This window comes from Bacillus cereus group sp. Bc031 (genome assembly GCF_027716265.1).
Taxonomy (GTDB): Bacteria; Bacillota; Bacilli; order Bacillales; family Bacillaceae_G; genus Bacillus_A; species Bacillus_A paranthracis.
In genome coordinates this window covers 1-25,088 of record NZ_JAQFUL010000074.1, presented here as the reverse complement: position 1 = coordinate 25,088, position 25,088 = coordinate 1, and the positions used below count along the sequence as shown (strand labels likewise).

The following is a 25,088-nucleotide window of genomic DNA, read 5'->3' as shown; positions in this document are numbered from 1 at the left end:
TTCTAGCTAGCTTTTTAGAAAGAATAACGTTTTTTGTCACTTGGGGGTAGTGAAAATTCTTAAGTTGATGGGCATGCGTTGTCACCCCTAAAATAGCAATTTTTATATTTGCTTCAATATGTTTTATTATATATGGTTTCCCGAAATAAGGTTTTTTACTGCTTTTGTCTAAAATATTTGCTGATAAATATGGGGAGTTTGCAGTAGAAATAGCATTGTTTAATACATCCATTCCATAATTAAATTCATGATTCCCAATCACTGCAGCGTCATAACGTAAATAGTTTGCTATTAATGACATTGGGTTTTTCTTATCTTTTTCATATGTAGCGTAATGGTAAGTAAATGGTGTTCCTTGTATGAAGTCACCGTTATCAATTAAAAGAACGTTTTTATTTTGGGACCGTTCTTTTTTTATAAGAGTAGAAATCTTAGCTAAACCAATTTCTGCTGGAGAGTTATCTTGGTAGTGAATTGGATAAACAGTACCATGTATATCACTTGTTAATAGGATGTTTAAAGTTACAATTTGATTTTGATTCAATATCATTCACCTTTTCTATTATTATCTACTGATTAAGCATATCAAATATATGGAGAGAATTTTAATGTGAGTGTATAGAATGTGTAAAGATTCTGTAAATAATCAATTATTTGTAAAAATGTGTGATATATTTCTTCATGTTTATGAAAGGTTATTTTATAACAATGAAAAATGGAGGCATTAACATGTTGAAAAAAGTTTTTGCAATGAGCACAACAGTTGTATTAGCAGCGGGTTTGTTAAGTGGCTGTGGAACGAAGGAATCAAGCGCAAGTAAAAATGAAGATACGAAAAAAGGGTATGTACCGAAGACTTTAAATGTTCAATTTGTTCCTTCTCAAAATGCAGATACGTTAGAGGCGAAGGCAAAACCACTTGAGAAGCTATTAAGTGATAAGTTAAATATTCCAGTAAAAGTTAGTATTTCAACGAATTATAATACAATTGTAGAAGCGATGGCATCTAAGCAAGTAGATGTGGGATTTTTACCCCCAACAGCGTATGTGTTAGCACATGAGAAAAAGGCAGCAAACGTAATTTTACAAGCGCAACGTTTTGGCGTAGATGATGAAACGGGAGCTCCTACAAAGGACTTAGTAGACTTTTATAAATCTGAGTTTGTTGTTAAGAAGGATTCAAATATTAATAGTGTAAAAGATTTAAAAGGTAAAAAAATTGGCTATCAAGATGTAACGTCATCAGCGGGATATGTGTGGCCTGCGGCTGTACTATTAAAAGAGGGCGTTGATCCGTTAAAAGATGTGAAACCTGTTACATTAAAAGGTCACGATCAGTCGCTTATTGCTCTTTTAAATGGTGACGTAGATGCAGCTGTTGTATTCCAAGATGCTCGTAATATTGTAAAAAAAGATTATCCGAATATATTCGATCAAACGAAAATAGTGAAATTTACGGAGAAAATTCCAAACGATACGATTTCGGTACGTTCTGATTTAGATGAAGAGTGGAGCAAGAAATTACAGGATGCTTTCATTGAAATTGGAAAGAATGAGGAAGGTCACAAAATCATTAAAGAAGTATATTCACATGAAGGATATGTTAAATCTGATGATAGTAAATTTGATATCGTTCGTGAATATGGAAAGAAAGTAAAAACGCAATAATACATATGGAAATGGCAACTAGCTGGAAAGGTATGTTTTCAGTTAGTTTGCCGTTTTGAATACATAGAAGGTAGGTAAGATGTGTGATAGAGTTTCGAAATGTTTCCAAAGTGTATCCAAATGGTACAAAAGGATTGAATAATATAAACTTGAAAATTCAAAAAGGTGAGTTTGTTGTAATGGTAGGGCTTTCCGGAGCTGGAAAGTCTACACTTCTAAGATCGGTAAATCGTCTTCATGAGATTACAGAAGGAGAAATCATGATTGAAGGTGAGTCTATTACGGCTGCGAAAGGAAAAGGATTACGCCGCATGCGCCGGGATATTGGTATGATTTTTCAAAGTTTTAACCTTGTAAAGCGATCAACAGTATTAAAGAACGTATTAGCTGGCCGTGTTGGGTATCATTCGACGTTGCGTACAACGTTAGGTCTATTTCCGAAAGAAGATTTGGAGCTTGCTTTTCAATCGTTAAAAAGAGTAAATATTTTAGAAAAAGCATATGCGCGTGCTGATGAATTATCAGGAGGACAACAGCAACGTGTATCGATTGCTAGAGCGTTGGCGCAAGAAGCAAAAATCATATTAGCAGATGAACCTGTTGCATCGTTAGATCCGCTAACAACAAAGCAAGTATTAGATGATTTGAAGAAAATTAATGAAGATTTTGGAATTACAACAATTGTAAACTTACATTCTATTGATTTAGCTAGGCAATATGCGACGCGCATTATTGGATTACATGCAGGAGAAATTGTTTTTGATGGTTTAGTAGAAGAGGCAACGGATGAAAAGTTTGCTGAAATTTATGGTGACGTAGTACAGAAAAGTGAATTGTTAGAGGTGGCAGTTAAATGAATGACGTGACGATATATTCGAAATCGATACCGAAGCCACCGAGTAAGTTGAAACATATGTTAACGGCTGTTCTAGTCATTTTACTGTTGTGGGGAAGTAGTGTACAGGTCGATGCATCATTGTCAAAACTAGTAGCTGGTTTTCCTAATATGATGGATTTGTTAAAAGAGATGGTGCCGCCAGATTGGAGTTATTTTCAAGTTATTACAACAGCAATGTTAGATACAATACGTATGGCGATTATTGGGACGACTTTAGGTGCGATTTTAGCTATTCCGCTGGCACTATTTGCGGCAAGTAATGTATTTACTAGTACATTTTTATACAGTCCAGCTCGATTGATTTTAAATTTTATCCGAACGATACCAGATTTATTATTAGCGGCAATTTTCGTGGCGATTTTTGGAATCGGGCCACTTCCAGGTATTCTGGCTCTTACTTTTTTCTCGATTGGGCTCGTGGCGAAATTGTTGTATGAGTCAATTGAATCAATTGATCCAGGTCCTTTAGAGGCGATGACAGCAGTAGGAGCAAATAAAGTGCAATGGATTGTTTATGGAGTAATTCCGCAAGTGAAAGCGCATTTTGTCTCTTATGTTCTGTATACATTTGAGGTGAACGTACGTGCAGCAGCTGTTTTAGGTTTAGTAGGAGCAGGTGGTATTGGATTATACTATGATCGTACACTTGGATTTTTACAATATCAGCAAACTGCATCTATTATTATCTATACCCTTGTTGTTGTATTGTTAATTGATTATGTAAGTACATTGTTGCGGGAGAAATTATAATGAGTAAAACGACGATAATCGTACCAAAACCGAAGAAACCGAGTGTGTATCGCTTGTTTATTTTTATAGCACTTACATTTGTTTACGTATGGGCTTTTTCAGGAGTACCGCTAGAAGGAATTAAGGATACGGCAGGAGAAATTACAAAAGCAATTATGACAGGTGTATTGAATCCAGATTGGGCGTATGTATCTTTGCCAGATGGTGAAGATTTATTACATGGTTTAATTGATACGTTGGCAATTGCGATATTGGGTACATTTATTTCTGCCTTTTTATCTGTTCCATTTGCTTTTTGGGCGGCGACGAATATGAGCAGTGGAAAACTAACTTCAGGAACTGGGAAATTTGTACTTAGTTTTGTTCGTACATTTCCTGAATTAGTTATGGCCCTTTTATTTATAAAGGCTGTTGGACCAGGCTCTTTTGCCGGCGTTCTAGCTTTAGGATTACACTCTATTGGAATGTTAGGGAAATTATATTCAGAAGGAATTGAAAATATAGATAAGGGGCCGACAGAGGCGTTAATAGCTACAGGTGCAAACCGGTTCCAAATACTTTGGTATGCAGTATTGCCACAAGTATTACCAGATTTTCTATCGTATACATTATACAGGTTCGAAATTAATGTGCGATCCGCTGCCATTTTAGGTGTTATTGGAGCAGGTGGTATTGGTACGCCCCTAATTTTTGCGCTGAGTTCCCGTAATTGGTCTCGCGTGGGAATTATTTTATTGGGCATCATTTTAATGGTCATTATCATTGATTTTATTTCAAGTTCGATTCGGAAACGGATTGTTTAACTGATTTGAAAAGCATCGAATTTAGATGCTTTTTTGTATTTTTAACCCATTATCCGAAAGAAATCTCCTTCCTGGGGCGTGTGAAAGACGATAGTCTAGCGGTAGGTGGGAGATGAATTTCGGTTTGGCGTAGCCAAACATTTGGTTTTCCTATTTATTTGACCCCTGATATAATCAGTCTTATAAGAGGTAAAGTTTGGTATAACAATGAAAGTAGATAATAATCATGTTAAGTGGGGGTAGTTCGCAAGTGGGTTAAAAAGTTAGTATTGAAGAATTTTGTATATCTGTATAAATATACAGATAATTCCCTTTCTTTTCAAAATAAAAATATTGAAAAAGTATGTCATATTGAATGCCCATACATTCCCGGAATCATTGATTTTTTTATAAAAAATCAAAAAAACATCAACATATTTGTCGATACATGTTGTATAATCTTGCGTGGGAAGCTATCATATAAATGTATAAAACGTTTACTAATATAAGCGAAGGGAAGAATAGCATGTCACATTCAATCGAACAACTTTCTATCAACACGATTCGCACATTATCCATCGATGCGATTGAAAAAGCAAACTCTGGTCATCCAGGAATGCCAATGGGTGCAGCACCAATGGCTTATACATTATGGACTCAATTTATGAAACACAATCCAAATAACCCAACGTGGTTTAACCGTGATCGTTTCGTATTATCTGCAGGTCATGGTTCAATGTTATTATACAGCCTACTTCACCTATCTGGTTATGATGTAACAATGGATGACTTAAAGAACTTCCGTCAATGGGGAAGCAAAACTCCAGGACATCCTGAGTACGGTCATACAGCTGGTGTAGATGCAACGACTGGTCCACTTGGACAAGGTATTGCAACTGCTGTAGGTATGGCAATGGCAGAAAGGCATTTAGCTGCTAAATATAACCGTGATGCGTATAATGTAGTAGATCATTATACATACGCTATTTGTGGTGATGGAGATTTAATGGAAGGCGTTTCTGCTGAAGCATCTTCATTAGCTGCTCATTTACAATTAGGTCGTCTTGTTGTGCTTTACGATTCAAACGATATTTCATTAGATGGCGATTTAAATCGTTCATTCTCTGAAAGTGTAGAAGATCGTTACAAAGCATACGGATGGCAAGTAATCCGTGTTGAGGATGGAAACGATATTGAAGCTATCGCGAAAGCAATCGAAGAAGCGAAAGCTGACGAAAAACGCCCAACGCTAATTGAAGTAAGAACGACAATTGGTTTCGGTTCTCCAAACAAATCAGGAAAATCAGCTTCACATGGTTCTCCACTTGGTGTAGAAGAAACAAAGTTAACGAAAGAAGCATACGCTTGGACTGCTGAGCAAGACTTCCATGTAGCAGAAGAAGTATATGACAACTTCCGTAAAACAGTACAAGATGTTGGTGAAACTGCGCAAGCTGAGTGGAACACGATGCTAGGTGAATATGCACAAGCATACCCAGAATTAGCAAACGAACTGCAAGCGGCAATGAATGGTCTTCTTCCAGAAGGTTGGGAGCAAAACTTACCAACTTATGAATTAGGATCAAAAGCAGCAACTCGTAATTCTTCAGGTGCTGTAATTAATGCAATTGCAGAGTCTGTGCCATCATTCTTCGGTGGGTCTGCTGACCTTGCTGGTTCTAACAAAACATACATGAATAACGAAAAAGACTTTACAAGAGATGATTACAGCGGTAAAAACATCTGGTACGGTGTACGTGAGTTCGCAATGGGTGCAGCAATGAACGGTATTGCACTACATGGTGGTTTAAAAACTTACGGTGGTACGTTCTTCGTATTCTCTGACTACTTACGTCCAGCAATTCGTCTTGCAGCATTAATGCAATTGCCGGTAACATATGTGTTCACACATGACAGTATCGCTGTTGGTGAAGATGGTCCAACACATGAACCAATCGAGCAATTAGCAGCGCTACGTGCGATGCCAAATGTATCTGTTATCCGTCCAGCTGATGGTAACGAATCTGTTGCAGCTTGGAGACTAGCTCTTGAATCTACAAACAAACCAACTGCTTTAGTATTAACTCGTCAAGATCTTCCAACATTAGAAGGTGCAAAAGACGATACGTATGAAAAAGTAGCAAAAGGTGCATATGTAGTTTCTGCAAGCAAGAAAGAAACAGCTGATGTAATCTTACTTGCAACTGGATCAGAAGTAAGTCTAGCTGTTGAAGCTCAAAAAGCATTAGCAGTAGACGGTGTTGACGCATCTGTTGTCAGCATGCCATCTATGGATCGCTTTGAAGCTCAAACTGCTGAGTACAAAGAATCTGTATTACCAAAAGCAGTAACAAAACGTTTCGCAATCGAAATGGGTGCTACATTCGGATGGCACCGTTACGTAGGTCTTGAAGGAGATGTGTTAGGTATCGATACATTCGGTGCTTCTGCTCCTGGTAAGAAGATTATGGAAGAGTATGGATTTACTGTAGAGAACGTTGTTCGTAAAGTAAAAGAAATGCTTTAATGATTTTAGAAAAATCTCTCCGGCATGGAGAGGTTTTTCTATGTAAATGAGTTTTTTCGACAGAAAAAGTTTTTTCTCTCTCCGCAGTCAGACAATCATTGCAAAATTTCTTCTATATAATGAAGAGAAAAGGTTGTCCAGATTGGGAGGCGAAAGATGAAAACGTATGAATTGTATTTAATTCAAGAGGATATTGCGAAATCTTACTTTGGTCGTGAATATTTGTTTTTTGATTTATTTGCTCGATTTTCAGAATCTGGGTCCCTTTCGGAGAAAAAAGTGTTATATAAACAAATGATGTATATAACGATGCCATTACAAGTAATGAAAATTCATCATAAATTAGAACAAGCTTTGCGCGTTCTTGGTAAATATGATCGAACACATCATACACATACACTTTATACAGGGGCGGAATATGGCGAAATAATGGTGAAACCACACTATATTCGCATGAATACCTCTGGAAATGTTTCTATGGAAACGACTTTCTTTGAGGTGCTTCGGAAGTGTGAATTAACATTTTTAGCTATGGATTATGAAAATACAAAGTACGGATGGCTGAATCCTCTAAAACAAGTACGAACATATGTGTAAAAATGTCGAATTGTATCTTGTCTTATTGAAAAGGTTTTAGTACACTGTAAGGTAGACAACATGAAGGAGGAAAATATATGCCAATTTGGTTAGGTATTCTAGTGGGCGTAGTAGCACTAGTAGCAGGCGTGGCGTTAGGATTTTTCATTGCCCGCAAATACATGATGAATTACTTACAAAAAAATCCACCAATTAACGAACAAATGTTAAAAATGATGATGATGCAAATGGGACAAAAACCTTCCCAAAAGAAAATCAATCAAATGATGAGCGCGATGAATAAGCAACAAATGAAATAAGCGCTAAAAGACACTCGCTAAGAGTGTCTTTTCTTTTTGATATGGACAGAGTTTAAAACTTTTAAAAATTCTGTATTTTTGGTAAACTGAAAACATCGCTCATTTTAAGAGAGGGGGAAAAATATGAAAGTGTTTATGAATTTAGCGTGGTTTTTTAAACAAGAAAAACGAGCGTACATAACCGGAATTATTTTATTATTTGGCGTTGCACTTTTAGAACTTGTAGCACCAAAAGTGATTGGGATTGTTGTAGATGAAATTAATGAGGGAACATTAACGACTGATAAGTTACTAAAATGGGTTGTACTCTTAGTACTCGTAGGTATTACGATGTACATATTACGTTACGTGTGGCGTATTATGATTTTCGGATCTTCATTAAAATTAGCTCGCCAATTACGGAAAAATTTGTATGAACATTTTACAAAGATGAGTCCATCTTTCTATCAGTCAAATCGCACAGGTGATTTAATGGCGCACGCGACCAACGATATTCAAGCAATTCAGCAAACTGCTGGGGCGGGTGTTTTAACACTTGTTGATTCATTGGCTGTTGGAGGATGTGTACTCGTAGCAATGGGTTTTACAATTAGTTGGAAGTTAACATTGTTAAGCTTAATTCCAATGCCGATTGTAGCAATATCGACAAATTATTACGGCACTTTATTACATAAAAGGTTTCATAAAGCACAGCAATCGTTTTCGGAAATCAATGATAAAGTGCAAGAGAGTATGAGTGGGATGAAGGTAATTCGATCGCTTGGACAAGAAAAAGAAGATTTGCAAGCGTTCCGAAAAAAATCAGAAGATGTCGTACATAAAAATATGTTAGTTGCACGTATTGATTCGTTATTTGATCCAACAATCGCTCTTATCGTAGGATTTTCATTTTTAATCGCAGTATGTTACGGGTCAGTATTAGTTGTGAGAGGTGAATTAACAGTAGGTGATCTCGTTACATTTACGACGTATTTAGGTACCCTCGTTTGGCCGATGTTAGCGTTTGGATGGCTGTTTAATATTATGGAGCGTGGGCGTGCTTCGTATGACCGTGTAGAAAAAATTCTCTCACAAAAATCAGATGTAGTAAATAGAGAAAATGCTGTGCATACAGTAGCGAGCGGTGATGTTTCATTTGCGGTCGATTCGTTTTCGTATAAGAAAAATGAACTGTTACATTTAACAGATATTCATTTTGATTTGAAGAAAGGGGAAACGTTAGGGATTGTAGGACGTACAGGTGCAGGGAAAACGACTTTATTAAAATGTTTAATCCGTGAGTATGATCATTTTAATGGTGAATTAAAAGTTGGAGAGCGGGATATTCGCGATGTAACACTTTACGGTGTCCGTTCTGCTATTTCATATGTGCCGCAAGATCATTTTTTATTTTCAGCGAGTATTGGGGAGAATATTGCCTTTGGAAAGGCGGATGCTACATATAATGAAATTACCCGTGCTGCAGAGATTGCTTGTATTCACAATGACATCCTTCAATTTTCAGAAGGATATGAAACAGTAGTTGGGGAAAGAGGCGTTTCTTTATCTGGAGGTCAAAAACAGAGAATTTCTATTGCGCGTGCTTTATTAACGGATGCTGAAATATTAATTTTAGATGATTGTTTATCAGCGGTAGATGCAAAAACAGAAGAAACGATTTTAAATGCTTTAAAGAGGGAGAGAGCAGGGAAAACGACAATTATTACTGCCCATCGTTTAAGTGCAATTCAGCATGCCAATCTTATTCTTGTTGTGGATGAAGGTAAAATTGTACAACGAGGTACACATGAACAACTAATGAAAGAACATGGTTGGTATAAAGAAATGTATAAGAGCCAGCAGTTAGAAGCATTAGTCGAGAAAGGAGGCGTATGATGGCTGAGAAAAAACAGAGCGATTTAAGAAGATTACTGTCTTATATGAGGCCATATAAAGGACTGTTAGCATTAGCATTTTTATTTCTAGTTGGTGCAACTGTAACAGAAATGATGGGTCCTTTTTTAATTAAACAATTCCTTGATGAACACTTAGTACCACGTAACTTTGATCAATCAGCACTTGTTACTCTATTTGTAGTGTATATTGTTGCTCACTTATTAAAAGTATTATTTACTTATTTAGACTTGTTATATTTTCAAAATATCGCTTTTAAAATTGTTCAAGATATGCGTGTTGAAGTATATGAGCATGTTCAAAAGTTGTCATTAAGTTTCTTTGATCGTACGCCGATTGGTACGCTTGTATCGCGCATAACGAATGATACAGAAGCAATTAAAGACTTTTATGTCAGTGTATTATCAACATTTGTTAAAAATATCGTATTTTTAGTAGGGATTTTAGTAGCGATGTTTTTATTAAATGTAAAATTAGCGCTATTTTCTCTCGTATTAATTCCGATCATGTTTGCGATTATGGTATTATATCGCCGGAAAAGTGCAGCTTTTTATTTAGAAGTCCGTAATCAATTAAGTGTGTTAAATGCAAAGTTAAACGAGTCCATTCAAGGGATGAATATTGTTCAAGTGTTCAGACAAGAAAAGCGCATGAGAAAAGAATTTGAAGAAGTGAATAATAAACATTATAGTGCAGGGCGACGTACATTAAAGTTAGATGCATTGCTTTTACGTCCAGCAACTGATTTAGTTCATATTGTAGCTATTGCGTTAGTACTTGGTTTATTTGGAATTGATGCTTTGAAGAGTCCTGTTGAAGTAGGCGTTTTATATGCGTTTGTTAACTATATCCATCGTTTCTTCCAGCCTGTAAATGAGATGATGATGAAATTATCATTTTTCCAACAGGCACTGGTTTCATCATCACGTGTATTTCATTTAATGGATGAGAAAGATTTAGCGCCAGTTCAAAAAGGGGATGGAAATCCTCAAGTTATTAATGGAGATATTGAATTTAAAAATGTTACTTTTTCGTACGATGGAAAACGTGATGTTTTAAAAAATGTATCTTTTCACGTGAAACAAGGGCAAACGGTTGCTTTCGTTGGGCACACTGGTAGCGGAAAGAGTACCATTATGAATTTATTACTGAGATTCTATAATATTAAGTCCGGAAATATTGTAATAGATGGTGTAGAGTTAGAGAAATTTGAAGAACAAGAAATTAGAAAGAAAATAGGACTTGTATTGCAAGATGCATTTTTATTTGCGGGAAATGTAAAGCAAAATATTCGTATGTATAATGAAGAAATTACGGATGAAGAAGTAAAAGAAGCGGCACAATTTGTGCAAGCGAATACGTTTATTGAAAAATTACCAGAGCAGTATGAAACGGAAGTAGTAGAAAGAGGAGCTGCATTTTCTAGTGGTCAACGACAATTAATTGCTTTCGCTAGAACGATAGCAACGAATCCGAAAGTGTTAGTATTAGATGAAGCAACAGCAAATATTGATACAGAAACTGAAGATGCAATCCAAACAGCGTTACAGCAAATGCGAAAAGGACGGACTACGATAGCGATTGCACACAGATTATCTACCATACAAGATGCAGATCAAATTTTTGTTATGCACGATGGAGAGATAGTAGAGAGAGGGACACATCAAGAATTACTGAGTGAACAAGGATTGTATTATAATATGTACTTACTACAAAATAAAGGAAGTTTACAAAAGGCCTTGTAGAATTACAAGGTCTTTTGACTGCGTGTGAAATTTTTACAAAAAATATAGGAATTACATAGTATAATGTAGTAGAAATGTGAATGGAAAAAAGCAGGAAATGAAATAAAGGAGAAGAATTATGGATTACGTGTTAATAGGTGTAATTTTATTATTATTAGCTGCAGTATTCGTGCTGTTTTATAAAAATAAACAGCTAGAATCAGAGAGTCAGCAAGCGGAATTTGAAAAAAAACAAGCAATTGAAACGTACGAAAATGAAATTGCAGCTACGGTTACAGAACATAAAGAGCAGCAAAATACATTAAAAAATATGGAACAGAAAAAATACAATGATTTACAAATAAGTGCAGCGAGAGAACTTGAAAATATGCGTATGATGAAAAATCAATTAGCTGTGCAACATAGTAAAGAACGCAGTGAAATGCAAGAAAAACATAGTAACGAAATACATATGTTTCAAAAGTTAATTGCAGATTTGCGAGAGTATACGAAAAATGGAGCCGAAGTGAGTACACACGAAACATTACAATATATGAAGCGTGGCTTCGTAGAGCAAGGCATAATACTAGATAATGAATTTCATATAATGCCGAATGTTTTTATGAGGAATCAGCATGGAAGAAATGATTTTCGAATTCATCATCTTGTTTTAAGTAAAACGGGTATGTATGTACTTGAAACGAAAGAATGGACAGGGAAATTAATTCATGGCTTAACGAAAGAAAATGCTAGTACATATTCATTTATGATTGATGAAATTGGCAAGTATCAACAAGAGATAGAGAAAGAAGAGACGTTTGAATATATTACAGGTGAAGATTCATTAACGATACAAGTGAAAAATGAAGGGAACCCAGTATATAGAGCGAAGAAACTATCTCATATTCTATACAATTGTTTGAAAGAAATGCAAGTTGATATTGTAAAGGAAAACATAAATCCGATTGTATATTTTTATAATGAGAATGGGAAAGAAGTGCTAGATCTTTCTGAAGAAAAAACGCCGAGATTAAAAGATAGAGAGCAAATTGTATCGTTCTTCAGAAATGAATTCTTAACGGGGAAAGTAATATATACAGGTCAAGAGTTGGAAAAACTTCGAGAAACCATTAATCGAATGAATTATATAATGAATTAAAAAGAGGTGGGCTTTCTGAGTGTTATATTAAGGGGTATTTTGTATGTTTATTAATAGAATGTTAAAAGTAATAGAAAGTAAATAATGAAAAAGCATTCGCGATTGCGAGTGCTTTTTTTATTTTTCAATACGTTATGGAAGGGAGAGAAGGGTTTTGAAGGGAATAAGGAATGAAAGCGGAGGTGATGCATATATATAGATGCGTTAAGTTGTTTTTTGCATATTGTATAAATGAAAAGGAGGTAAGACGGTGAAAGCTATACCGACTGATGTCCTGAGTAAAGAATTGATGGAAAGAGAAGGCGTTATATCTATTACAGTAAAGGAATTTGAAAAAATCGAAGTAGCTGGAGTAGTAGTCGCTGGTCCCGCGGTTATTTTGATTAATCAAGATTAAGTACATAGTATTGAAATAAAAAGTATCCTAGATGGATGCTTTTTATTTGTGTAGAAGAAAGAATATGGTGGATAATTGCCTTACTGGAGGGAGAGTATGTGGCAATTATTATAACGATGTTAGTAATGGGGATTTTATTAGGGTTTGTTGGAGCTGGGGGAGCCGGGTTTATTATCGCGATACTCACTTTAGTATTCCATATTCCTATTCACGTTGCACTTGCAACGTCTTTAACTGCTATGGCATTTACGACATTATCTGGGGTTATAAGTCATTATCGTGAAGGAAATGTAGTACTTACTATAGGCGGGATTGTTGGGGGATGTGGAGCGCTTGGTTCTTATATCGGTTCAAAAATTGGTTCACTTATACCAGGACATCTTCTTCATTGGTTTACAGCTGGGATGCTATTTTTATCTGCAATTTTTATGTTTATTAAATTAATTAAGTTTCAAAATAGGGAAGAGTTACTTTTAGCAGAGATTAAAGATTTTTCGAAAGAGAACATAATGAAATGTATATGTCTTGGATTAGTCACTGGAATGATGGCTGGTTCATTTGGGATTGGTTCTGCACCATTTATTCAACTTGGATTAATGGTTCTATTAGGATTGACGATTCAGCAATCTGTAGGAACAACAATGCTTGTTATATTGCCCATTGCGATTGGGGGTGGGTTAGGGTATAGTTCAGAAGGGTATCTAGATTATATATTATTATTGCAAGTATTAATTGGGACGATGCTAGGAGCTTATATCGGTGCGAAGTTTACAAATTATGCACCACGTATACTTTTGAAGTTTTCAATGATTATGACACCAGTTTTCGCTGGATGTATGTTATTAATGGGATAAAAATAATATAGCAAACTAATATGTTTTACGAATGAATTATGTAAGTAATTCATATTTCCCATATAAAAGGATTTGCTTTAATATAATGAGTGTAAAGTTCGAGTATTCGAAGTACTACTTGAATTATATCCCTATCCCTTTTCTAAAAATGCGAACAAGTTTTGCCCTATTCTATTCAATATTTAATTGTATAGAAATATATTGTTTGATGACCATTATGGAACGTACATAATGGGAAAATCCCGATCCTTAAAGAGGATGCCCCTAATCTTCATGTGAAAATATGATCGGATATGAAAGCTGACCAATTTATGGTCAGCTTTCTTTTTGTTCAAAAACTATTTCTTCTTTAATTTCAGTTTGTAATAATAAAGCTTTTCCGAAACGACGTTTACATTCTGCACGCACTTTTTCAATGGCTAGTAGCTGAGTAGTAGCAGGAACTGTGACGATAGCTTGGCGAGGTTTTCGATTTTCTTCACAAAAGACACATTCCACAACATATTTAAAAATCATGCTTTCATCCTTCCGTTTTTAATTTCTAAGAAGGAACTGCCTATGAAGTTGATGTAAAATTTCGTCATTGTTTTCCTTTTTTCCTCTTTTTTCAAGGAGAAAATACAAAAGGAGACGAATAGTAGTAGGGGAGGGGTGTATATGGAAAGATGGATAGGTTGCGCAGCAGTATGTGTAAATGAAAGAAATGAAGTTTTAATGGTATTACAAGGACAAAAGGATGAAGAAAAAAGGTGGTCCGTCCCAAGTGGAGGACTTGAAAAAGGAGAAACATTAGAGGAATGTTGTATCCGAGAGGTTTGGGAAGAAACAGGCTACAATGTGGAAGTTGTAAGTAAAATATACGAAAAAGAAGCGATTACATATGGGGTTCCTGTATACGTTCATTATTATGTCGTAAAAAGAATAAGCGGTAGTATGAAAATCCAAGATCCTGATGAGTTAATACATGAAATTGCTTGGAAGAGGATAGACGAAATGAAGGAATTAACGTTATCTTTCCCGGAGGATTATGAGATTTTAAACAAATACATAAATAAAAAAGCAAGTGTGTAAACACTTGTTTTTTCAATGTATCCACGATAAGAAAAGCGGAACGATAACTAAACTAGCTCCTGCAGTTAAAAGCATAGATAAACTTGCAATCGTTCCTTCTACAGGACCGATTTCGAATGCTTTTGATGTACCAGTTCCATTTGCGCTCGTTCCTAACATAATACCTTTTGCAATTGCTGTTTTAATACGGCATATACGAATGAGAGAAGGTCCGAGCAATGCTCCTGTTAACGCAGTTAAAACAACAAATACTGCTGTTAATTGTGACATACCACCAATCATTTCTGAAATGGCCATTGCAATTGGCGTCGTTACAATATGAGGTGCTAAACTATGCTCTAACGATGAATCAATTTGAAAATAATTTGCTAGTAGTGCTGAAGTAATAACTGATAGAAACGAACCGACAATGACATTAAGTAAAATAGCCATTCCATGTTTCTTAAGTAAATCAAAGTATTTATAGATTGGCCATGCAAAAGCAACTGTTGCAGGTTTTAATAATTCTGTTAACCAGTGGCCTCCAGTTTCATACGTTTCATAAGATGTGTCTAGTCCGAGTAATAACGCGATTAAAATAATAGGACAGACGAGAAGAGGAGAAAGTAAGCTCCAATTCCAGCGTTGATACATTTTTTTCGATATCCAATATGTGAATAGTGTTAATAGTAAACAAAGAAAGCCGATCATTGCACGGATCCTTTCCGCTTTAGTAGCAATTCTGTTAAGAGTCCTGTAACGAGAGTGACACAAAGTGTACTAATCATAATAATTAAGATGAGATCGATTCCATATTGTGATAGTGTATCTTTGTAGCGTATGACAGCGACTGCAGAAGGAATGAAAAATAAAATAAGTTCTTTTAATAAAAAGTCTGCACCGTCTTGTATCCATTCTTTTTTCACTAGGTTAAATTTTAACGAGATTAATAATAAAAAAATACCGATAATACTTCCTGGAACTGGGAGGTGTGCCTGTTTTGCAATCCATTCACCTGTCCAAGCGAAACAAAATAATAGTAAAATTTGTCCGCTTAATTTCCACCATTTCATACAGTAAACACCTCTTTCTTTTTTTACATAAAAATTGTAAAAAAGAATTAACAATTTCTACTATACGTTCATTCGAAAAATTTGTCTAATATATAAATTATATGTTATTAATATATTAGACGTATTAATTGAAATGGAAAAGGGTGTCCAAAATGGAATTACGGCATTTGCAATATTTTGTTGTAGTGGCAGAGGAGTTACACTTTGGACGAGCAGCTGCTCGTTTACAAATGACACAACCACCGCTTAGTCAACAAATTCAGCAATTAGAAAAAGAAATGGGAGTTATGTTATTTTCAAGAACGAAGAGAAAGGTTGAATTAACAGAAGCTGGAGAAATGTTTTTGAAAGAAGTAAAAAAAGCGTTTGAACAAATTGAAAAAGCTGTAGAAATTGCACAAAGTGCCCAAAGGGGAGAAGTGGGCTCACTTTCAATTGGTTTTGTAGGTGCGGCGATATATGATATTTTACCATCTATCGTAAGGGAGTATAGAAAGAAATTTCCGAGGGTGTCTGTTGCATTACATGAATTATCTACTCCAGATCAAGTGCATGCACTTCATGATAATCGTATTGATATTGGATTTTTGCGTCCACCAATCCCAACACAATTATTAGAATTAGAGCCAATTCAAAAACTATCTTGTACGTTATGTTTACCGAAGGCTCATCCACTTGCAGAGAAAGATGAAATACATATAGAAGATTTACGGGATGAACCGTTTGTATTTATTACGAGACCAGTATGGCCAGCGTTATATGATACAATTTTATCACTTTGCCGCGACGTCGGGTTTAGTCCGCGTATCGTACAAGAAGCGACGGAATATCAAACAGTTATGGGACTTGTAGCAGCGGGGATTGGAATTACAGTCATACCGGTATCGGCAAATAAATTATATAAAACAGAAGTTGTATATAAAGAGCTATATGATTCTAATTTTGTTGCAGAAATGTCAGTCGCGTACAAAAAAATGAATAGCAATCCAGAGCTTTTAGAGTTTTTAAAAATTGCAAGAGAGAAGAAAAGAATAGAAGTTGAGGATGAGATTAATTAAGTTGTTGAAAAATACACCTCGTTAAACACTAAAGCGGAAATGTAATTGCATTTCCGCTTTAGTGTTTTTTTAGTTCTATACGAAAGAGATAAACATGTTCATTTTTGTTTTCTAGGACTAAAGACTTAGAGAAAATTCCGATTGTAGTGCGATGTTTAAAATGTCATATTTTTATACACTAGTAGTATAGAATGCGTATGTAATAAGGTAGGGGAAGAATTTTATGTCTTTATGTCGGTTAGCGAGAAAAAATATAAGAACATTTGCTACCAAAAGGATGAAGCAATTTATGTGGATTGCTATGAGTATTATGATTTTGTTTTTTATGATATCGCTACAATTTAATGAAGTAGTTGCTGGGGAATTAGGGACTACATTTTTATTTCAAATGTGTTTTTACACGTTGTTTATCGTAGTCATTTTCATATGTACGTTTATTACATATAAAATGACTTATTCTCTTCTGCAAGCGAGGAAAGAAGAAATTAAATCTTATGTAGCAGAGAATAGGAAGAGAAATGATGTACTATGTTTATTATGTCAGGAGCAATTATTTATTTATGGAGCAGCGTTTGTTTTTGGATTAGTTAATGGGATGTTATTTTTAAAATTATTTACGATTATCTTTATGAAAATAACAGGAATACAAGGGATAAATAGTGCACCGATTACAATATATGCAATAGTAGTAGTGAGTATAATTATGATTGTTATTCTTCTATTATCGATGGTGCAATGTATTCGATTTGTTCAAAGTTTACAAGATGAAAATTTATTTCAGTTTAAAGAAAAGGCATGAGAAATCATGTCTTTTTCCATTTTACACATAAAAATAATCATGTTACAGTGTAAAGACCTGACAAAGAATGGGAAGGAAAGGTTGTATAGCATGACAAATGAACAATCGATTGTAAAGGTTGAGCGGTTAACGAAGCGAATCGGTTCAAAGACACTTGTAGAAAATATTAGTTTCGAAGTTAAAAAAGGTGAAGTAGTTGGTCTGCTTGGACCAAATGGTGCTGGAAAAACGACTTTAATGAGAATGATGGTCGGCATGATTCGTATGACAGAGGGCGAAGTTTGGATTGATGGTCAATCTGTAAAACAGCAATTTGAAAGTACTGCCTCGAAAATTGGAGCGGTAATTGAGACACCGGAATTTTATCCGTTTTTGAGTGGCTATGAGAATTTAACATATTTCGGACGCATGAATGGTAACGTTACAGAAGAACGTATCGATGAAGTAGTGAAACTGCTAGGTATGGGACAAGTCATTGATCGCAAAGTAAAAGCATATTCACTCGGCATGAGACAACGTTTAGGAATTGCCCAAGCGCTTATTCATGATCCAGATGTATTAATATTAGACGAACCAACGAATGGATTAGACCCTAGTGGAATACATGAAATGAGAATGTACATAAAGAAAATTGCACATGAACAAGGAAAAGCGGTACTGGTATCTAGTCACTTACTTTCGGAAGTTGAATTAATGTGTGATAGAGTTATCATTATTCAGCACGGAGAATATGTCGCGACGCAAAATATTCAGCATAATCAAAGTGAAGAGATGGAGACAATCCGTATACGCGTAGATGATGCGAATAAAGCGGCAGAAATGTTAGACCAAGATGTTTTAATAAAAGGTAATGATTTACTTATTCATGTAAAAGATGAAGAAATCCCAAATGTTATTCGTACATTGCTTGAGAAAAACATTCAAGTGTATCGTGTATATGAAGAAAGAAAAACGTTAGAAGAGCAATTTTTAGAATTAACAGGGGGAAAAGATATTGTTTAATTTAGTGTATAACGAATTGTATAAAATATTTAAGCGAAAGCGAACGATTATTCCATTTGCAGTTATTGCAGTATTAATAATCGGATTAGGATGGGTTACTGTAAAGTATTTGGAGCCGGAAACAAAAGGATGGAAAGCTGATTATACAGAACGAACTGTAGAAATTGAGAAAAAGCTAGGCATGGAAAAAGGAGCAATTTTAGCGGAACGATCTGGGGATGAGCTTGTAAAGGAATATCAGCTCAAGATGAAGCATTTAGACACAGATACAGCACCGGCAAGTAGTTCTCCACTTTCTTTCATGAGAGATACAGGCTTTATCGTATTTCCAATATTACTTCCGTTTATCCTCGTGTATGTAAGTACAATTTTTGCGAATGAATATAGCTGGGGAAAATATAAATTTTTAACAATACGACCAGCGAGTCGCTTTAAAATTTTGACAGCTAAGTTTTTAGCAATTGTCATATTTGCAGCATTATTGTTTATATTTAATATGATTTTCTCCATTTTATGTGGACTGGTTATTTATAAATTCCAGCAGCCTGCATGGAGCGAGTTTATTTTCCAAGATGGAAATATTATAAAACAAAATATTTTTGTAGAAGCTAGTAAGTATTATATTTTATCGTGGTTGCCGACGATTGTGTACGCAGCGTTTGCGTTTATGATTTCTGTGCTAACAAGATCTAGCGGAGTCGCGATTGGTATTTCACTATTTCTTGCTTTATCAGGAAACATCGCATTACTAGCAGCAACTAGATATGATTGGGCGAAATATTTATTGCCAGCAAACACAGATTTATATAGTATTGCAAAGAATGGAAGCTTTATTGATGGAGTAACGTTCCCGTTTGCATCATGTATGTTATTACTGTATTTATTTGTATTTTTAATCATTTCCTATACAGTATTTTTAAAACGTGATTTAACTTAAAAAAAGGAGCCGTTAAGCATTTCTTAACGGCTCCTTTTTTAGGAAAAATGTTTAAGTGCCCTTTCAGCTAACAAAGCGAAGTATTCTGCACTTATAGGTAACGCTCGCTCATCTACTGTAAAGCTTGGATGATGCCATTCATGTGTACCACTCGTTCCCATAAAGACGAATGATCCTGGTATGTGTTGTTGATAAAAAGAGAAATCTTCGCCAGCCATGGAAGGAGTAGGGGTAATCACGTCTAGTGACATTTCCTGTGCAGTTTGTGTACATAAATGAGTAAGACTTTCATCATTATGGACAGCAGGAGGACCTGAATGAAAATGGAATTCTGTTTTTACACCTAGTGCATCAGAAACGCCCTTAATGATACGTTCCATTAAGGCTGGAATTTTTTCGCGTGTTTCAGCTTGGAAAGTACGAACAGTACCTTCTAACATTGCTTTTTCAGGAATAACGTTCCACGTATTTCCTGAGTGGATGTTTGTGACACTAACGACGGCATTATGTGAAGAACTTATATTTCGGCTTACAATAGTTTGTAGTGCCATCACAATTTGAGAAGATGCGACAATAGGGTCTACCCCAGCATCTGGTACAGCTGCATGTGTACCAACTCCGTGAATTTCAATTTCAAATCGATCAACTCCGGCCATCAGTGGACCATCTTTAATACCGATTGTACCTACTGGTAAATCAGGTTTATTATGCATACCGAAAATAGCTTGTACACCACGTAAATGCCCGGCTTCGATGACGTTGCAAGCACCATTACTACTTTCTTCAGCTGGCTGGAATATAAAGCGTACAGTTCCGCTAAGAGAAGATTCTTTTTCTTTTAGCAAATAAGCAGCCCCTATAATAGCAGCTGTATGAAAATCATGCCCACAAGCGTGCATTTTTCCATGGATTTTTGAAGCGTAGGATAAATTTGTTTCTTCCTGAATAGGAAGGGCATCAATATCAGCACGGATTGCTATAAGCGGTCCGTTACGATTCCCCGAAATTTCAGCAATAACGCCCGTTTCTAAATTAGAATTTATAATCGTAATGTTTTTCTCTTCCAACCAATTCTTTATAGCTCTCGTCGTTTCAAATTCTTCGTATGATAGTTCTGGATGCTCATGTAAATTTCGACGAATAGAAATTAGCGTCTCAGTTAATTGCTCTAGATTTGCTGCCACTTATAATGCCTTCTTTCTTAAATAAAGTATTTACATTAAGTATACAATATTAAAAGAGAGGATTCTCAAATGAAAATCCCCTCTCGTTTATGCTGCCAATTTTTTGTGTGTATGATGTTTACGATAACGTCCACGCATTGCATAAGCAATTTGCGGGATTGCAATCCCGATTAAAATAAGTGATACACCGAACCATTGTGAAGATAGTACAGCTTCTTTTAAAACGAATACAGACATAATTGTTGTAACTGGTAGTTCCGCAGCGCCAAGAATAGTCGCTAAGCCAGAACCAATCTTTGGAATACCAATTGTAAAGGCGATAGAAGGAATGACGATACTGAATGTTCCTAAACCTAAACCGTATTTCCAAAGTCCTTCAGAAATTGCACCGTTAAAAATAAATGTTGGAGGGAATACGATCATTACTAAAGTTAAAGCACCAGCCATTAAAAGAACACCGCGTGGTAATGAAGGTACTTCAACAGCAACTTTTCCGCTCACGAAAATGTATGTTGCAAATGTAACAGCAGATAATAGGCCTAATATAATTCCAGTCGTATCGAAATCACCTGCTGATTTTTCTAGTAAACCACTTGATAAAAATGTACCTGCAAGTAAGAAAATAACAGAAAAAACTTTTTCTCTTGAAGGTAAAGTTTTTGTTGCGACTGCTTCAATAATAATTCCGACCCAAACGAATTGGAATAAAAGTATAATGGCGATAGATTCTGGTACAGTTTTTAATGAAGCATAATAAAAAATTCCAGTGAAACTTGCAGATGTACCTGCAACGAATAAAATTAAAGCTTGTTTTAATGGAACACGATGTCTAGAAAATAGAAGTGTAATAGCAAGCAAAATAATCCAACCGAACAAATATTGGCTGCCAATTACCTCTCCAAGTGAAAATCCTTCTGCATATGCAAGTTTAACGAAAATAGCTAAAATTCCATAACTACACGCTCCTAATAAAACTAAAAGAGAATAACGAAGCATGAAATATTCCTCCCATCTATATGAAATTGTTCCGTAACGGACATATATAACTAGAGGGAAGTATACAAAATTAAAAATGAAGGGTCAAATAAAAGAAAAGTGTGACATTTTATAGAATAATAATAAAAGTATGATATTTATGCATAATCTTGAAATTAGTAATAATAGAAGTATTGTAAAATCAAGTTTGTATTGTATAAAGACAGCATTTGAAAAAAATATTTTTTAATCAATATGTATATAAACGTACGAATAACATGCTAATCATTTGAGAAACTATATTACCTTTGTTATGTTAATAACATTAGAGAGGTTTTGTAGTGTAATTGAGATTTTTCTATATAAATAGAAGGAAATGAAAACGTTTTTTCAGAAAAAGTGTGAAAGGGTAGTTTTTCTTATTATCACGTTGGAAAAGTGATTTCACGAATTGTTCATAGTATTTTTATATGTTTTTGCTACAATATGTAAGGAGAGGAGTGGAATAATGCAAGATATTAGTATTTTTTTAGCGTTTGGTGCTGGGTTTTTATCATTTATTTCCCCATGTTGCTTACCGCTTTATCCGGCATTTTTATCGTACATAACAGGTATGTCGGTTTCTGAGTTGAAAGAAGAAAATGCAATGCTTCGCAAAAGAAGTATGATACATACAGCGTTTTTCTTACTTGGATTTTCAATTATATTTATTGCAATTGGATTTGGTACAAGTTTTATTGGAGGCATCTTTACAAATTATAAAGATTTAATTAGACAGTTAGGTGGTATATTTATCATCGTGTTCGGTCTTATTATTGTCGGTGTGTTTAAGCCGAAGTTTTTAATGCAAGATCGTAAATTTACGTTTAAAAATCGTCCGAGTGGTTATTTTGGATCTGTTTTAATTGGGTTGGCATTTGCTGCAGGGTGGACGCCTTGTACAGGACCTATTTTAGTGTCTGTAATCGGATTAGCAGCAACAAATCCAGAATCAGCAATGATTTATATGATTGCATACATACTTGGATTCGCTATTCCGTTCTTCGTGCTATCATTCTTTATTACGAAAATGTCTTGGATTAAAAGAAATAGTATGAAGTTCATGAAAATCGGGGGATACATTATGATTATCATGGGTATCTTCTTATACTTTAACTGGATGACGAAAATTATCGTATATTTCTCAAGTTTATTTGGTGGTTTTACGGGTTTTTAGTATTATTCTGTGAAAATGTTGGAAATACTAACGGAAAAGCATATAATGAAAGTATATTTTGCATATAGCCACAAAAAAGGATGAGAAAATATGAACATAGTTGTTTTATCCAGTATCGTTGCTGTTTGTATGGCTGTTGGTGCGATGTTTATTCGTTTAAAAGCAGCTAAGAAACCTGCAACATTGAAAAAAATTATACTTCCACCATTTTTTATGAGTACGGGAGCGTTGATGTATGTTTTTCCTGAATTTCGATTAACTCCAGCAGAAATGTTAGAAGCAATTGGCGTCGGTTTGTTTTTCTCTATTTTTCTTATTAAAACATCTAAATTTGAAATTAGAGGACAAGAGATTTATTTGAAGCGTTCGAAAGCATTTGTCTTTATTTTAATCGGATTACTTGTCGTGCGTATTGTATTTAAAACATATTTAAGCCAATCGCTTGATTTAGGACAACTTAGTGGGATGTTCTTCTTGCTGGCATTTGCGATGATTGTGTCATGGAGAATTGCCATGTACCGTTCCTTTACAAAATTACAGAAGGAAATGGAAAAAGAAGATGGTTTTTATAATGAAAAAGATATGAAATTAACTTAAAAACTGTATATGTATAAAATAAAAAGACAGCGTTTTTTGACGCTGTCTTTTTATTTTATATTGCTAACATCTTCTATTCCAACCGCGCCGGATAAAACGTTCCCCATTAAAGAAACAATTTAAATTTGGTGAGACGAACGGACCGATAAACGGAATAATGTTTGGCTCTGAAGTTTCATCAACGAAAGTCGGTGGTTTAGTAGGATCTGGTCTGAGTGTATAGCGAATGCGGGCGGTATTTTGAATGAGACCATTTCGTGGCTCTGCTGTTACTTGAACGATAAAACGAACAACAACGGATTCACTTGGATTAACAGTATTGATAAGAATACCGATAGTTGGGCTAGTTCCGGGACGTGCTACTCCATTTACTGTTACTGAATTTGGATAGAAAGTAACTTCAGGAGGAAGTGGGTCGGTAATGAGTACGTTATTTACTGGGATGGTGCCATTGTTAGTAAAGGTAAGTGTATATGTGATGAAATCACCGAGATGGGCGCTATTTACATTTGCGGTCTTAATAAATGTGTTTGGCTCATTAGGGTTTACTTCTATCGTAATTGGTGGTGTTGTAGTCGTTGTTGTGATAGGTGGTCTAGTAGAGTCGGGTTGAGAAGTATACGTAATGGATGCGATATTTGTAATCATTCTATTAGCTGGAAGTGTAATAACCTGTACTTTGAATGAAATAGTTACGGATTCTGTTGGATTAAGAGTTCCGACTGGAATGCCTGTGGATGGATTTGCGTTTGGAACGGGAATGTTATTAATTGTGACACTATTTGGAACGAATGATGTGCCGACAGGAAGTGAGTCTGTAACAGAAATGTCAGTGACAGGAATCGTACCTTCATTTTGGAATGTGATAGTAAATGTAATCGTATCACCTACTGAAACGATGGATTTATCAGCGGTTTTTATCGGGTTAATAGTCCCAACGTTTACAGGAGTAATTGTAGTAGGTGTAGGCGTAGTAACGGATACAGGTGGTTTAGTAGGATCGGGTTGGTACTGGAAGGAAACGTTACCTTGGTTTTGAATTTCTCCGCTTGGTGGAATTGAAGTAACTAGGACACGGAAAGAAATCGTTGCGGATTCAGAAGGAGCAAGTGTTGAAATTGGGGTGCCTGCTGATGGATTTGCAGTTGGTTGCGGCACGTTGTTAATTGTGACACTATTTTGGATGAACGAAGTACCGATAGGAATTGTATCAGTTACAAGTATATGATTAGCAGGAATGGTACCTGTATTTTGGAGAGAAATCGTATACGGTGCGAGACGTTCTCGAATAAGTAATGCGGGAGCATAGGCGACAACGAGGACTATTCTTAATTGTAGAAACATCGAAAACAATAAAGAGTAGGATAACTGTTCAGGCGAGTGAGAGGAATGAAGGAGTAACGCCCCGAAACTCTCCCAGTGAGATTCCCAACTGCATACACTCGGCAGAGTGAGATGTTGGAAGCAGGGTAAAACATGCGGTTACGGTTCGTAGTGTCTATATGGATAACCGAAAGCCAGCAGGAATAATAAACCGGCTGGAACTAACTAAGTACCGTATGCTGTCAACCGACAAGGTGGTGCGACACGTTCCTAAGTGAAAAGCTTAGGCATTGTCGAACTTACAGTTCAACAGTGAACTGTCATTC

Annotated in this window: 25 protein-coding genes and 2 pseudogenes; 20 read left to right on the top strand and 7 right to left on the bottom strand. The window is 35.5% G+C overall.

Annotated features, from left to right (window positions below; all coding sequences use genetic code 11):
• On the bottom strand, positions 1-544 hold a 544-nt coding region (locus PDQ33_RS22355; RefSeq protein WP_270756641.1), incomplete at its 3' end, for a metallophosphoesterase.
• Between the two features lie 185 nt (positions 545-729).
• On the opposite strand from PDQ33_RS22355, the gene PDQ33_RS22350 reads away from it, so the two are divergent.
• From PDQ33_RS22350 to PDQ33_RS22295, 12 genes are all read left to right on the top strand, one after another.
• Positions 730-1,668 carry a phosphate/phosphite/phosphonate ABC transporter substrate-binding protein gene (locus PDQ33_RS22350; RefSeq protein ID WP_000915052.1) on the top strand — a complete coding sequence of 313 codons (939 nt, stop codon included), beginning with the start codon at positions 730-732 and terminating at the stop codon, positions 1,666-1,668.
• A gap of 83 nt (positions 1,669-1,751) precedes the next feature.
• Positions 1,752-2,525, top strand: a complete 774-nt coding sequence (phnC, locus tag PDQ33_RS22345) for a phosphonate ABC transporter ATP-binding protein (RefSeq protein WP_000569254.1) — start codon at positions 1,752-1,754, stop codon at positions 2,523-2,525.
• Positions 2,522-3,316: a phosphonate ABC transporter, permease protein PhnE gene (gene phnE / locus PDQ33_RS22340; protein ID WP_061131638.1), complete on the top strand. Its 795-nt coding sequence runs from the start codon at positions 2,522-2,524 to the stop codon at positions 3,314-3,316. The genes phnC and phnE (PDQ33_RS22340) overlap by 4 nt, the downstream gene beginning before the upstream one ends.
• The gene (gene phnE / locus PDQ33_RS22335) at positions 3,316-4,119 is read left to right on the top strand and encodes a phosphonate ABC transporter, permease protein PhnE (RefSeq protein WP_000047890.1); all 804 of its coding nucleotides are present in this window, start codon (positions 3,316-3,318) and stop codon (positions 4,117-4,119) included. Before phnE (PDQ33_RS22340) ends, phnE (PDQ33_RS22335) begins: the two co-directional genes overlap by 1 nt.
• Positions 4,120-4,624: 505 nt before the next feature.
• A complete protein-coding gene (gene tkt / locus PDQ33_RS22330; RefSeq protein WP_270756638.1) occupies positions 4,625-6,625 on the top strand; it encodes a transketolase in 2,001 nt (666 codons plus the stop codon).
• 156 nt (positions 6,626-6,781) lie between these two features.
• Positions 6,782-7,222: a sporulation inhibitor of replication protein SirA gene (gene sirA, locus PDQ33_RS22325; protein WP_061131639.1), complete on the top strand. Its 441-nt coding sequence runs from the start codon at positions 6,782-6,784 to the stop codon at positions 7,220-7,222.
• A gap of 77 nt (positions 7,223-7,299) precedes the next feature.
• On the top strand, positions 7,300-7,521 hold the full coding sequence (locus PDQ33_RS22320) for a YneF family protein (protein ID WP_001123317.1): 222 nt from the start codon (positions 7,300-7,302) through the stop codon (positions 7,519-7,521).
• A 123-nt stretch (positions 7,522-7,644) separates the two neighbouring features.
• Positions 7,645-9,396 (top strand): ABC transporter transmembrane domain-containing protein, encoded by a 1,752-nt coding sequence (locus PDQ33_RS22315; protein ID WP_270756637.1) that lies wholly within the window; start codon positions 7,645-7,647, stop codon positions 9,394-9,396.
• Positions 9,396-11,159: an ABC transporter ATP-binding protein gene (locus PDQ33_RS22310; RefSeq protein WP_000818391.1), complete on the top strand. Its 1,764-nt coding sequence runs from the start codon at positions 9,396-9,398 to the stop codon at positions 11,157-11,159. The genes PDQ33_RS22315 and PDQ33_RS22310 overlap by 1 nt, the downstream gene beginning before the upstream one ends.
• 118 nt (positions 11,160-11,277) lie before the next feature.
• Positions 11,278-12,297, top strand: a complete 1,020-nt coding sequence (locus PDQ33_RS22305) for a nuclease-related domain-containing protein (protein ID WP_000386802.1) — start codon at positions 11,278-11,280, stop codon at positions 12,295-12,297.
• Between the two features lie 250 nt (positions 12,298-12,547).
• Complete coding sequence (locus PDQ33_RS22300; protein WP_000644411.1) at positions 12,548-12,694, top strand: BC1881 family protein; 147 nt, start codon at positions 12,548-12,550, stop codon at positions 12,692-12,694.
• Positions 12,695-12,792: 98 nt separating this feature from the next.
• Positions 12,793-13,548 carry a sulfite exporter TauE/SafE family protein gene (locus tag PDQ33_RS22295; RefSeq protein WP_061131641.1) on the top strand — a complete coding sequence of 252 codons (756 nt, stop codon included), beginning with the start codon at positions 12,793-12,795 and terminating at the stop codon, positions 13,546-13,548.
• A gap of 315 nt (positions 13,549-13,863) precedes the next feature.
• Here the strand turns inward: PDQ33_RS22295 and PDQ33_RS22290 are convergent, their stop codons facing one another.
• A complete protein-coding gene (locus PDQ33_RS22290; protein WP_000576449.1) occupies positions 13,864-14,064 on the bottom strand; it encodes a DUF3903 domain-containing protein in 201 nt (66 codons plus the stop codon).
• A 141-nt stretch (positions 14,065-14,205) separates the two neighbouring features.
• Here PDQ33_RS22290 and PDQ33_RS22285 point away from each other — a divergent pair, with 141 nt between their 5' ends.
• Positions 14,206-14,619, top strand: a complete 414-nt coding sequence (locus PDQ33_RS22285) for an NUDIX hydrolase (protein WP_061131642.1) — start codon at positions 14,206-14,208, stop codon at positions 14,617-14,619.
• A gap of 12 nt (positions 14,620-14,631) precedes the next feature.
• On the opposite strand, the gene PDQ33_RS22280 is transcribed toward PDQ33_RS22285, so the two are convergent.
• Both PDQ33_RS22280 and PDQ33_RS22275 read right to left on the bottom strand, forming a co-directional pair.
• A complete protein-coding gene (locus PDQ33_RS22280; protein ID WP_000578958.1) occupies positions 14,632-15,309 on the bottom strand; it encodes an LrgB family protein in 678 nt (225 codons plus the stop codon).
• Positions 15,306-15,671 carry a CidA/LrgA family holin-like protein gene (locus PDQ33_RS22275; protein ID WP_000872364.1) on the bottom strand — a complete coding sequence of 122 codons (366 nt, stop codon included), beginning with the start codon at positions 15,669-15,671 and terminating at the stop codon, positions 15,306-15,308. The genes PDQ33_RS22280 and PDQ33_RS22275 overlap by 4 nt, the downstream gene beginning before the upstream one ends.
• 152 nt (positions 15,672-15,823) lie before the next feature.
• On the opposite strand from PDQ33_RS22275, the gene alsR reads away from it, so the two are divergent.
• The 4 genes from alsR to PDQ33_RS22255 all read left to right on the top strand — a co-directional run bounded on the left by alsR (position 15,824) and on the right by PDQ33_RS22255 (position 19,467).
• Positions 15,824-16,729 carry an acetoin biosynthesis transcriptional regulator AlsR gene (gene alsR, locus PDQ33_RS22270; RefSeq protein WP_000423223.1) on the top strand — a complete coding sequence of 302 codons (906 nt, stop codon included), beginning with the start codon at positions 15,824-15,826 and terminating at the stop codon, positions 16,727-16,729.
• Positions 16,730-16,952: 223 nt separating this feature from the next.
• Entirely contained in the window at positions 16,953-17,528 is a 576-nt protein-coding gene (locus PDQ33_RS22265; RefSeq protein ID WP_270756634.1) for an FtsX-like permease family protein, read from the top strand.
• Between the two features lie 90 nt (positions 17,529-17,618).
• Entirely contained in the window at positions 17,619-18,530 is a 912-nt protein-coding gene (locus PDQ33_RS22260) for an ABC transporter ATP-binding protein (RefSeq protein WP_000180642.1), read from the top strand.
• The gene (locus PDQ33_RS22255) at positions 18,523-19,467 is read left to right on the top strand and encodes an ABC transporter permease (RefSeq protein WP_270756633.1); all 945 of its coding nucleotides are present in this window, start codon (positions 18,523-18,525) and stop codon (positions 19,465-19,467) included. Before PDQ33_RS22260 ends, PDQ33_RS22255 begins: the two co-directional genes overlap by 8 nt.
• Positions 19,468-19,505: 38 nt before the next feature.
• Here PDQ33_RS22255 and PDQ33_RS22250 read toward each other — a convergent pair whose 3' ends face one another.
• Both PDQ33_RS22250 and PDQ33_RS22245 read right to left on the bottom strand, forming a co-directional pair.
• On the bottom strand, positions 19,506-20,651 hold the full coding sequence (locus PDQ33_RS22250; RefSeq protein ID WP_270756632.1) for a M20 peptidase aminoacylase family protein: 1,146 nt from the start codon (positions 20,649-20,651) through the stop codon (positions 19,506-19,508).
• A gap of 87 nt (positions 20,652-20,738) precedes the next feature.
• Positions 20,739-21,647, bottom strand: coding sequence for an EamA family transporter (locus PDQ33_RS22245; protein WP_270756631.1), 909 nt, complete (start codon positions 21,645-21,647; stop codon positions 20,739-20,741).
• 326 nt (positions 21,648-21,973) lie between these two features.
• Here PDQ33_RS22245 and PDQ33_RS29095 point away from each other — a divergent pair.
• From PDQ33_RS29095 to PDQ33_RS22235, 3 genes and pseudogenes are all read left to right on the top strand, one after another.
• Positions 21,974-22,118: pseudogene (locus PDQ33_RS29095) on the top strand (peptidase T).
• Positions 22,119-22,134: 16 nt separating this feature from the next.
• Positions 22,135-22,842 carry a cytochrome c-type biogenesis protein CcdA gene (gene ccdA / locus PDQ33_RS22240; RefSeq protein WP_001152681.1) on the top strand — a complete coding sequence of 236 codons (708 nt, stop codon included), beginning with the start codon at positions 22,135-22,137 and terminating at the stop codon, positions 22,840-22,842.
• Positions 22,843-22,932: 90 nt separating this feature from the next.
• Positions 22,933-23,439 (top strand): CcdC family protein, encoded by a 507-nt coding sequence (locus tag PDQ33_RS22235; RefSeq protein ID WP_001028639.1) that lies wholly within the window; start codon positions 22,933-22,935, stop codon positions 23,437-23,439.
• A gap of 63 nt (positions 23,440-23,502) precedes the next feature.
• Here the strand turns inward: PDQ33_RS22235 and PDQ33_RS22230 are convergent.
• Positions 23,503-24,708 (bottom strand): annotated as a pseudogene (locus PDQ33_RS22230) (hypothetical protein); the annotation flags it as partial.
• Positions 24,709-25,088: the final 380 nt, after the last annotated feature.

What these genes read in the sequence shown, in the direction of transcription:
- PDQ33_RS22350 (WP_000915052.1), top strand. Translation starts at nt 730, where the DNA reads ATGTTGAAAAAAGTTTTTGCAATGAGCACAACAGTTGTATTAGCAGCG.
- phnE (WP_061131638.1), top strand. Translation starts at nt 2,522, where the DNA reads ATGAATGACGTGACGATATATTCGAAATCGATACCGAAGCCACCGAGT.
- phnE (WP_000047890.1), top strand. Translation starts at nt 3,316, where the DNA reads ATGAGTAAAACGACGATAATCGTACCAAAACCGAAGAAACCGAGTGTG.
- tkt (WP_270756638.1), top strand. Translation starts at nt 4,625, where the DNA reads ATGTCACATTCAATCGAACAACTTTCTATCAACACGATTCGCACATTA.
- sirA (WP_061131639.1), top strand. Translation starts at nt 6,782, where the DNA reads ATGAAAACGTATGAATTGTATTTAATTCAAGAGGATATTGCGAAATCT.
- PDQ33_RS22320 (WP_001123317.1), top strand. Translation starts at nt 7,300, where the DNA reads ATGCCAATTTGGTTAGGTATTCTAGTGGGCGTAGTAGCACTAGTAGCA.
- PDQ33_RS22315 (WP_270756637.1), top strand. Translation starts at nt 7,645, where the DNA reads ATGAAAGTGTTTATGAATTTAGCGTGGTTTTTTAAACAAGAAAAACGA.
- PDQ33_RS22310 (WP_000818391.1), top strand. Translation starts at nt 9,396, where the DNA reads ATGGCTGAGAAAAAACAGAGCGATTTAAGAAGATTACTGTCTTATATG.
- PDQ33_RS22305 (WP_000386802.1), top strand. Translation starts at nt 11,278, where the DNA reads ATGGATTACGTGTTAATAGGTGTAATTTTATTATTATTAGCTGCAGTA.
- PDQ33_RS22290 (WP_000576449.1), bottom strand. Translation starts at nt 14,064, where the DNA reads ATGATTTTTAAATATGTTGTGGAATGTGTCTTTTGTGAAGAAAATCGA.
- PDQ33_RS22285 (WP_061131642.1), top strand. Translation starts at nt 14,206, where the DNA reads ATGGAAAGATGGATAGGTTGCGCAGCAGTATGTGTAAATGAAAGAAAT.
- PDQ33_RS22280 (WP_000578958.1), bottom strand. Translation starts at nt 15,309, where the DNA reads ATGATCGGCTTTCTTTGTTTACTATTAACACTATTCACATATTGGATA.
- PDQ33_RS22275 (WP_000872364.1), bottom strand. Translation starts at nt 15,671, where the DNA reads ATGAAATGGTGGAAATTAAGCGGACAAATTTTACTATTATTTTGTTTC.
- alsR (WP_000423223.1), top strand. Translation starts at nt 15,824, where the DNA reads ATGGAATTACGGCATTTGCAATATTTTGTTGTAGTGGCAGAGGAGTTA.
- PDQ33_RS22265 (WP_270756634.1), top strand. Translation starts at nt 16,953, where the DNA reads ATGTCTTTATGTCGGTTAGCGAGAAAAAATATAAGAACATTTGCTACC.
- PDQ33_RS22260 (WP_000180642.1), top strand. Translation starts at nt 17,619, where the DNA reads ATGACAAATGAACAATCGATTGTAAAGGTTGAGCGGTTAACGAAGCGA.
- PDQ33_RS22245 (WP_270756631.1), bottom strand. Translation starts at nt 21,647, where the DNA reads ATGCTTCGTTATTCTCTTTTAGTTTTATTAGGAGCGTGTAGTTATGGA.
- ccdA (WP_001152681.1), top strand. Translation starts at nt 22,135, where the DNA reads ATGCAAGATATTAGTATTTTTTTAGCGTTTGGTGCTGGGTTTTTATCA.
- PDQ33_RS22235 (WP_001028639.1), top strand. Translation starts at nt 22,933, where the DNA reads ATGAACATAGTTGTTTTATCCAGTATCGTTGCTGTTTGTATGGCTGTT.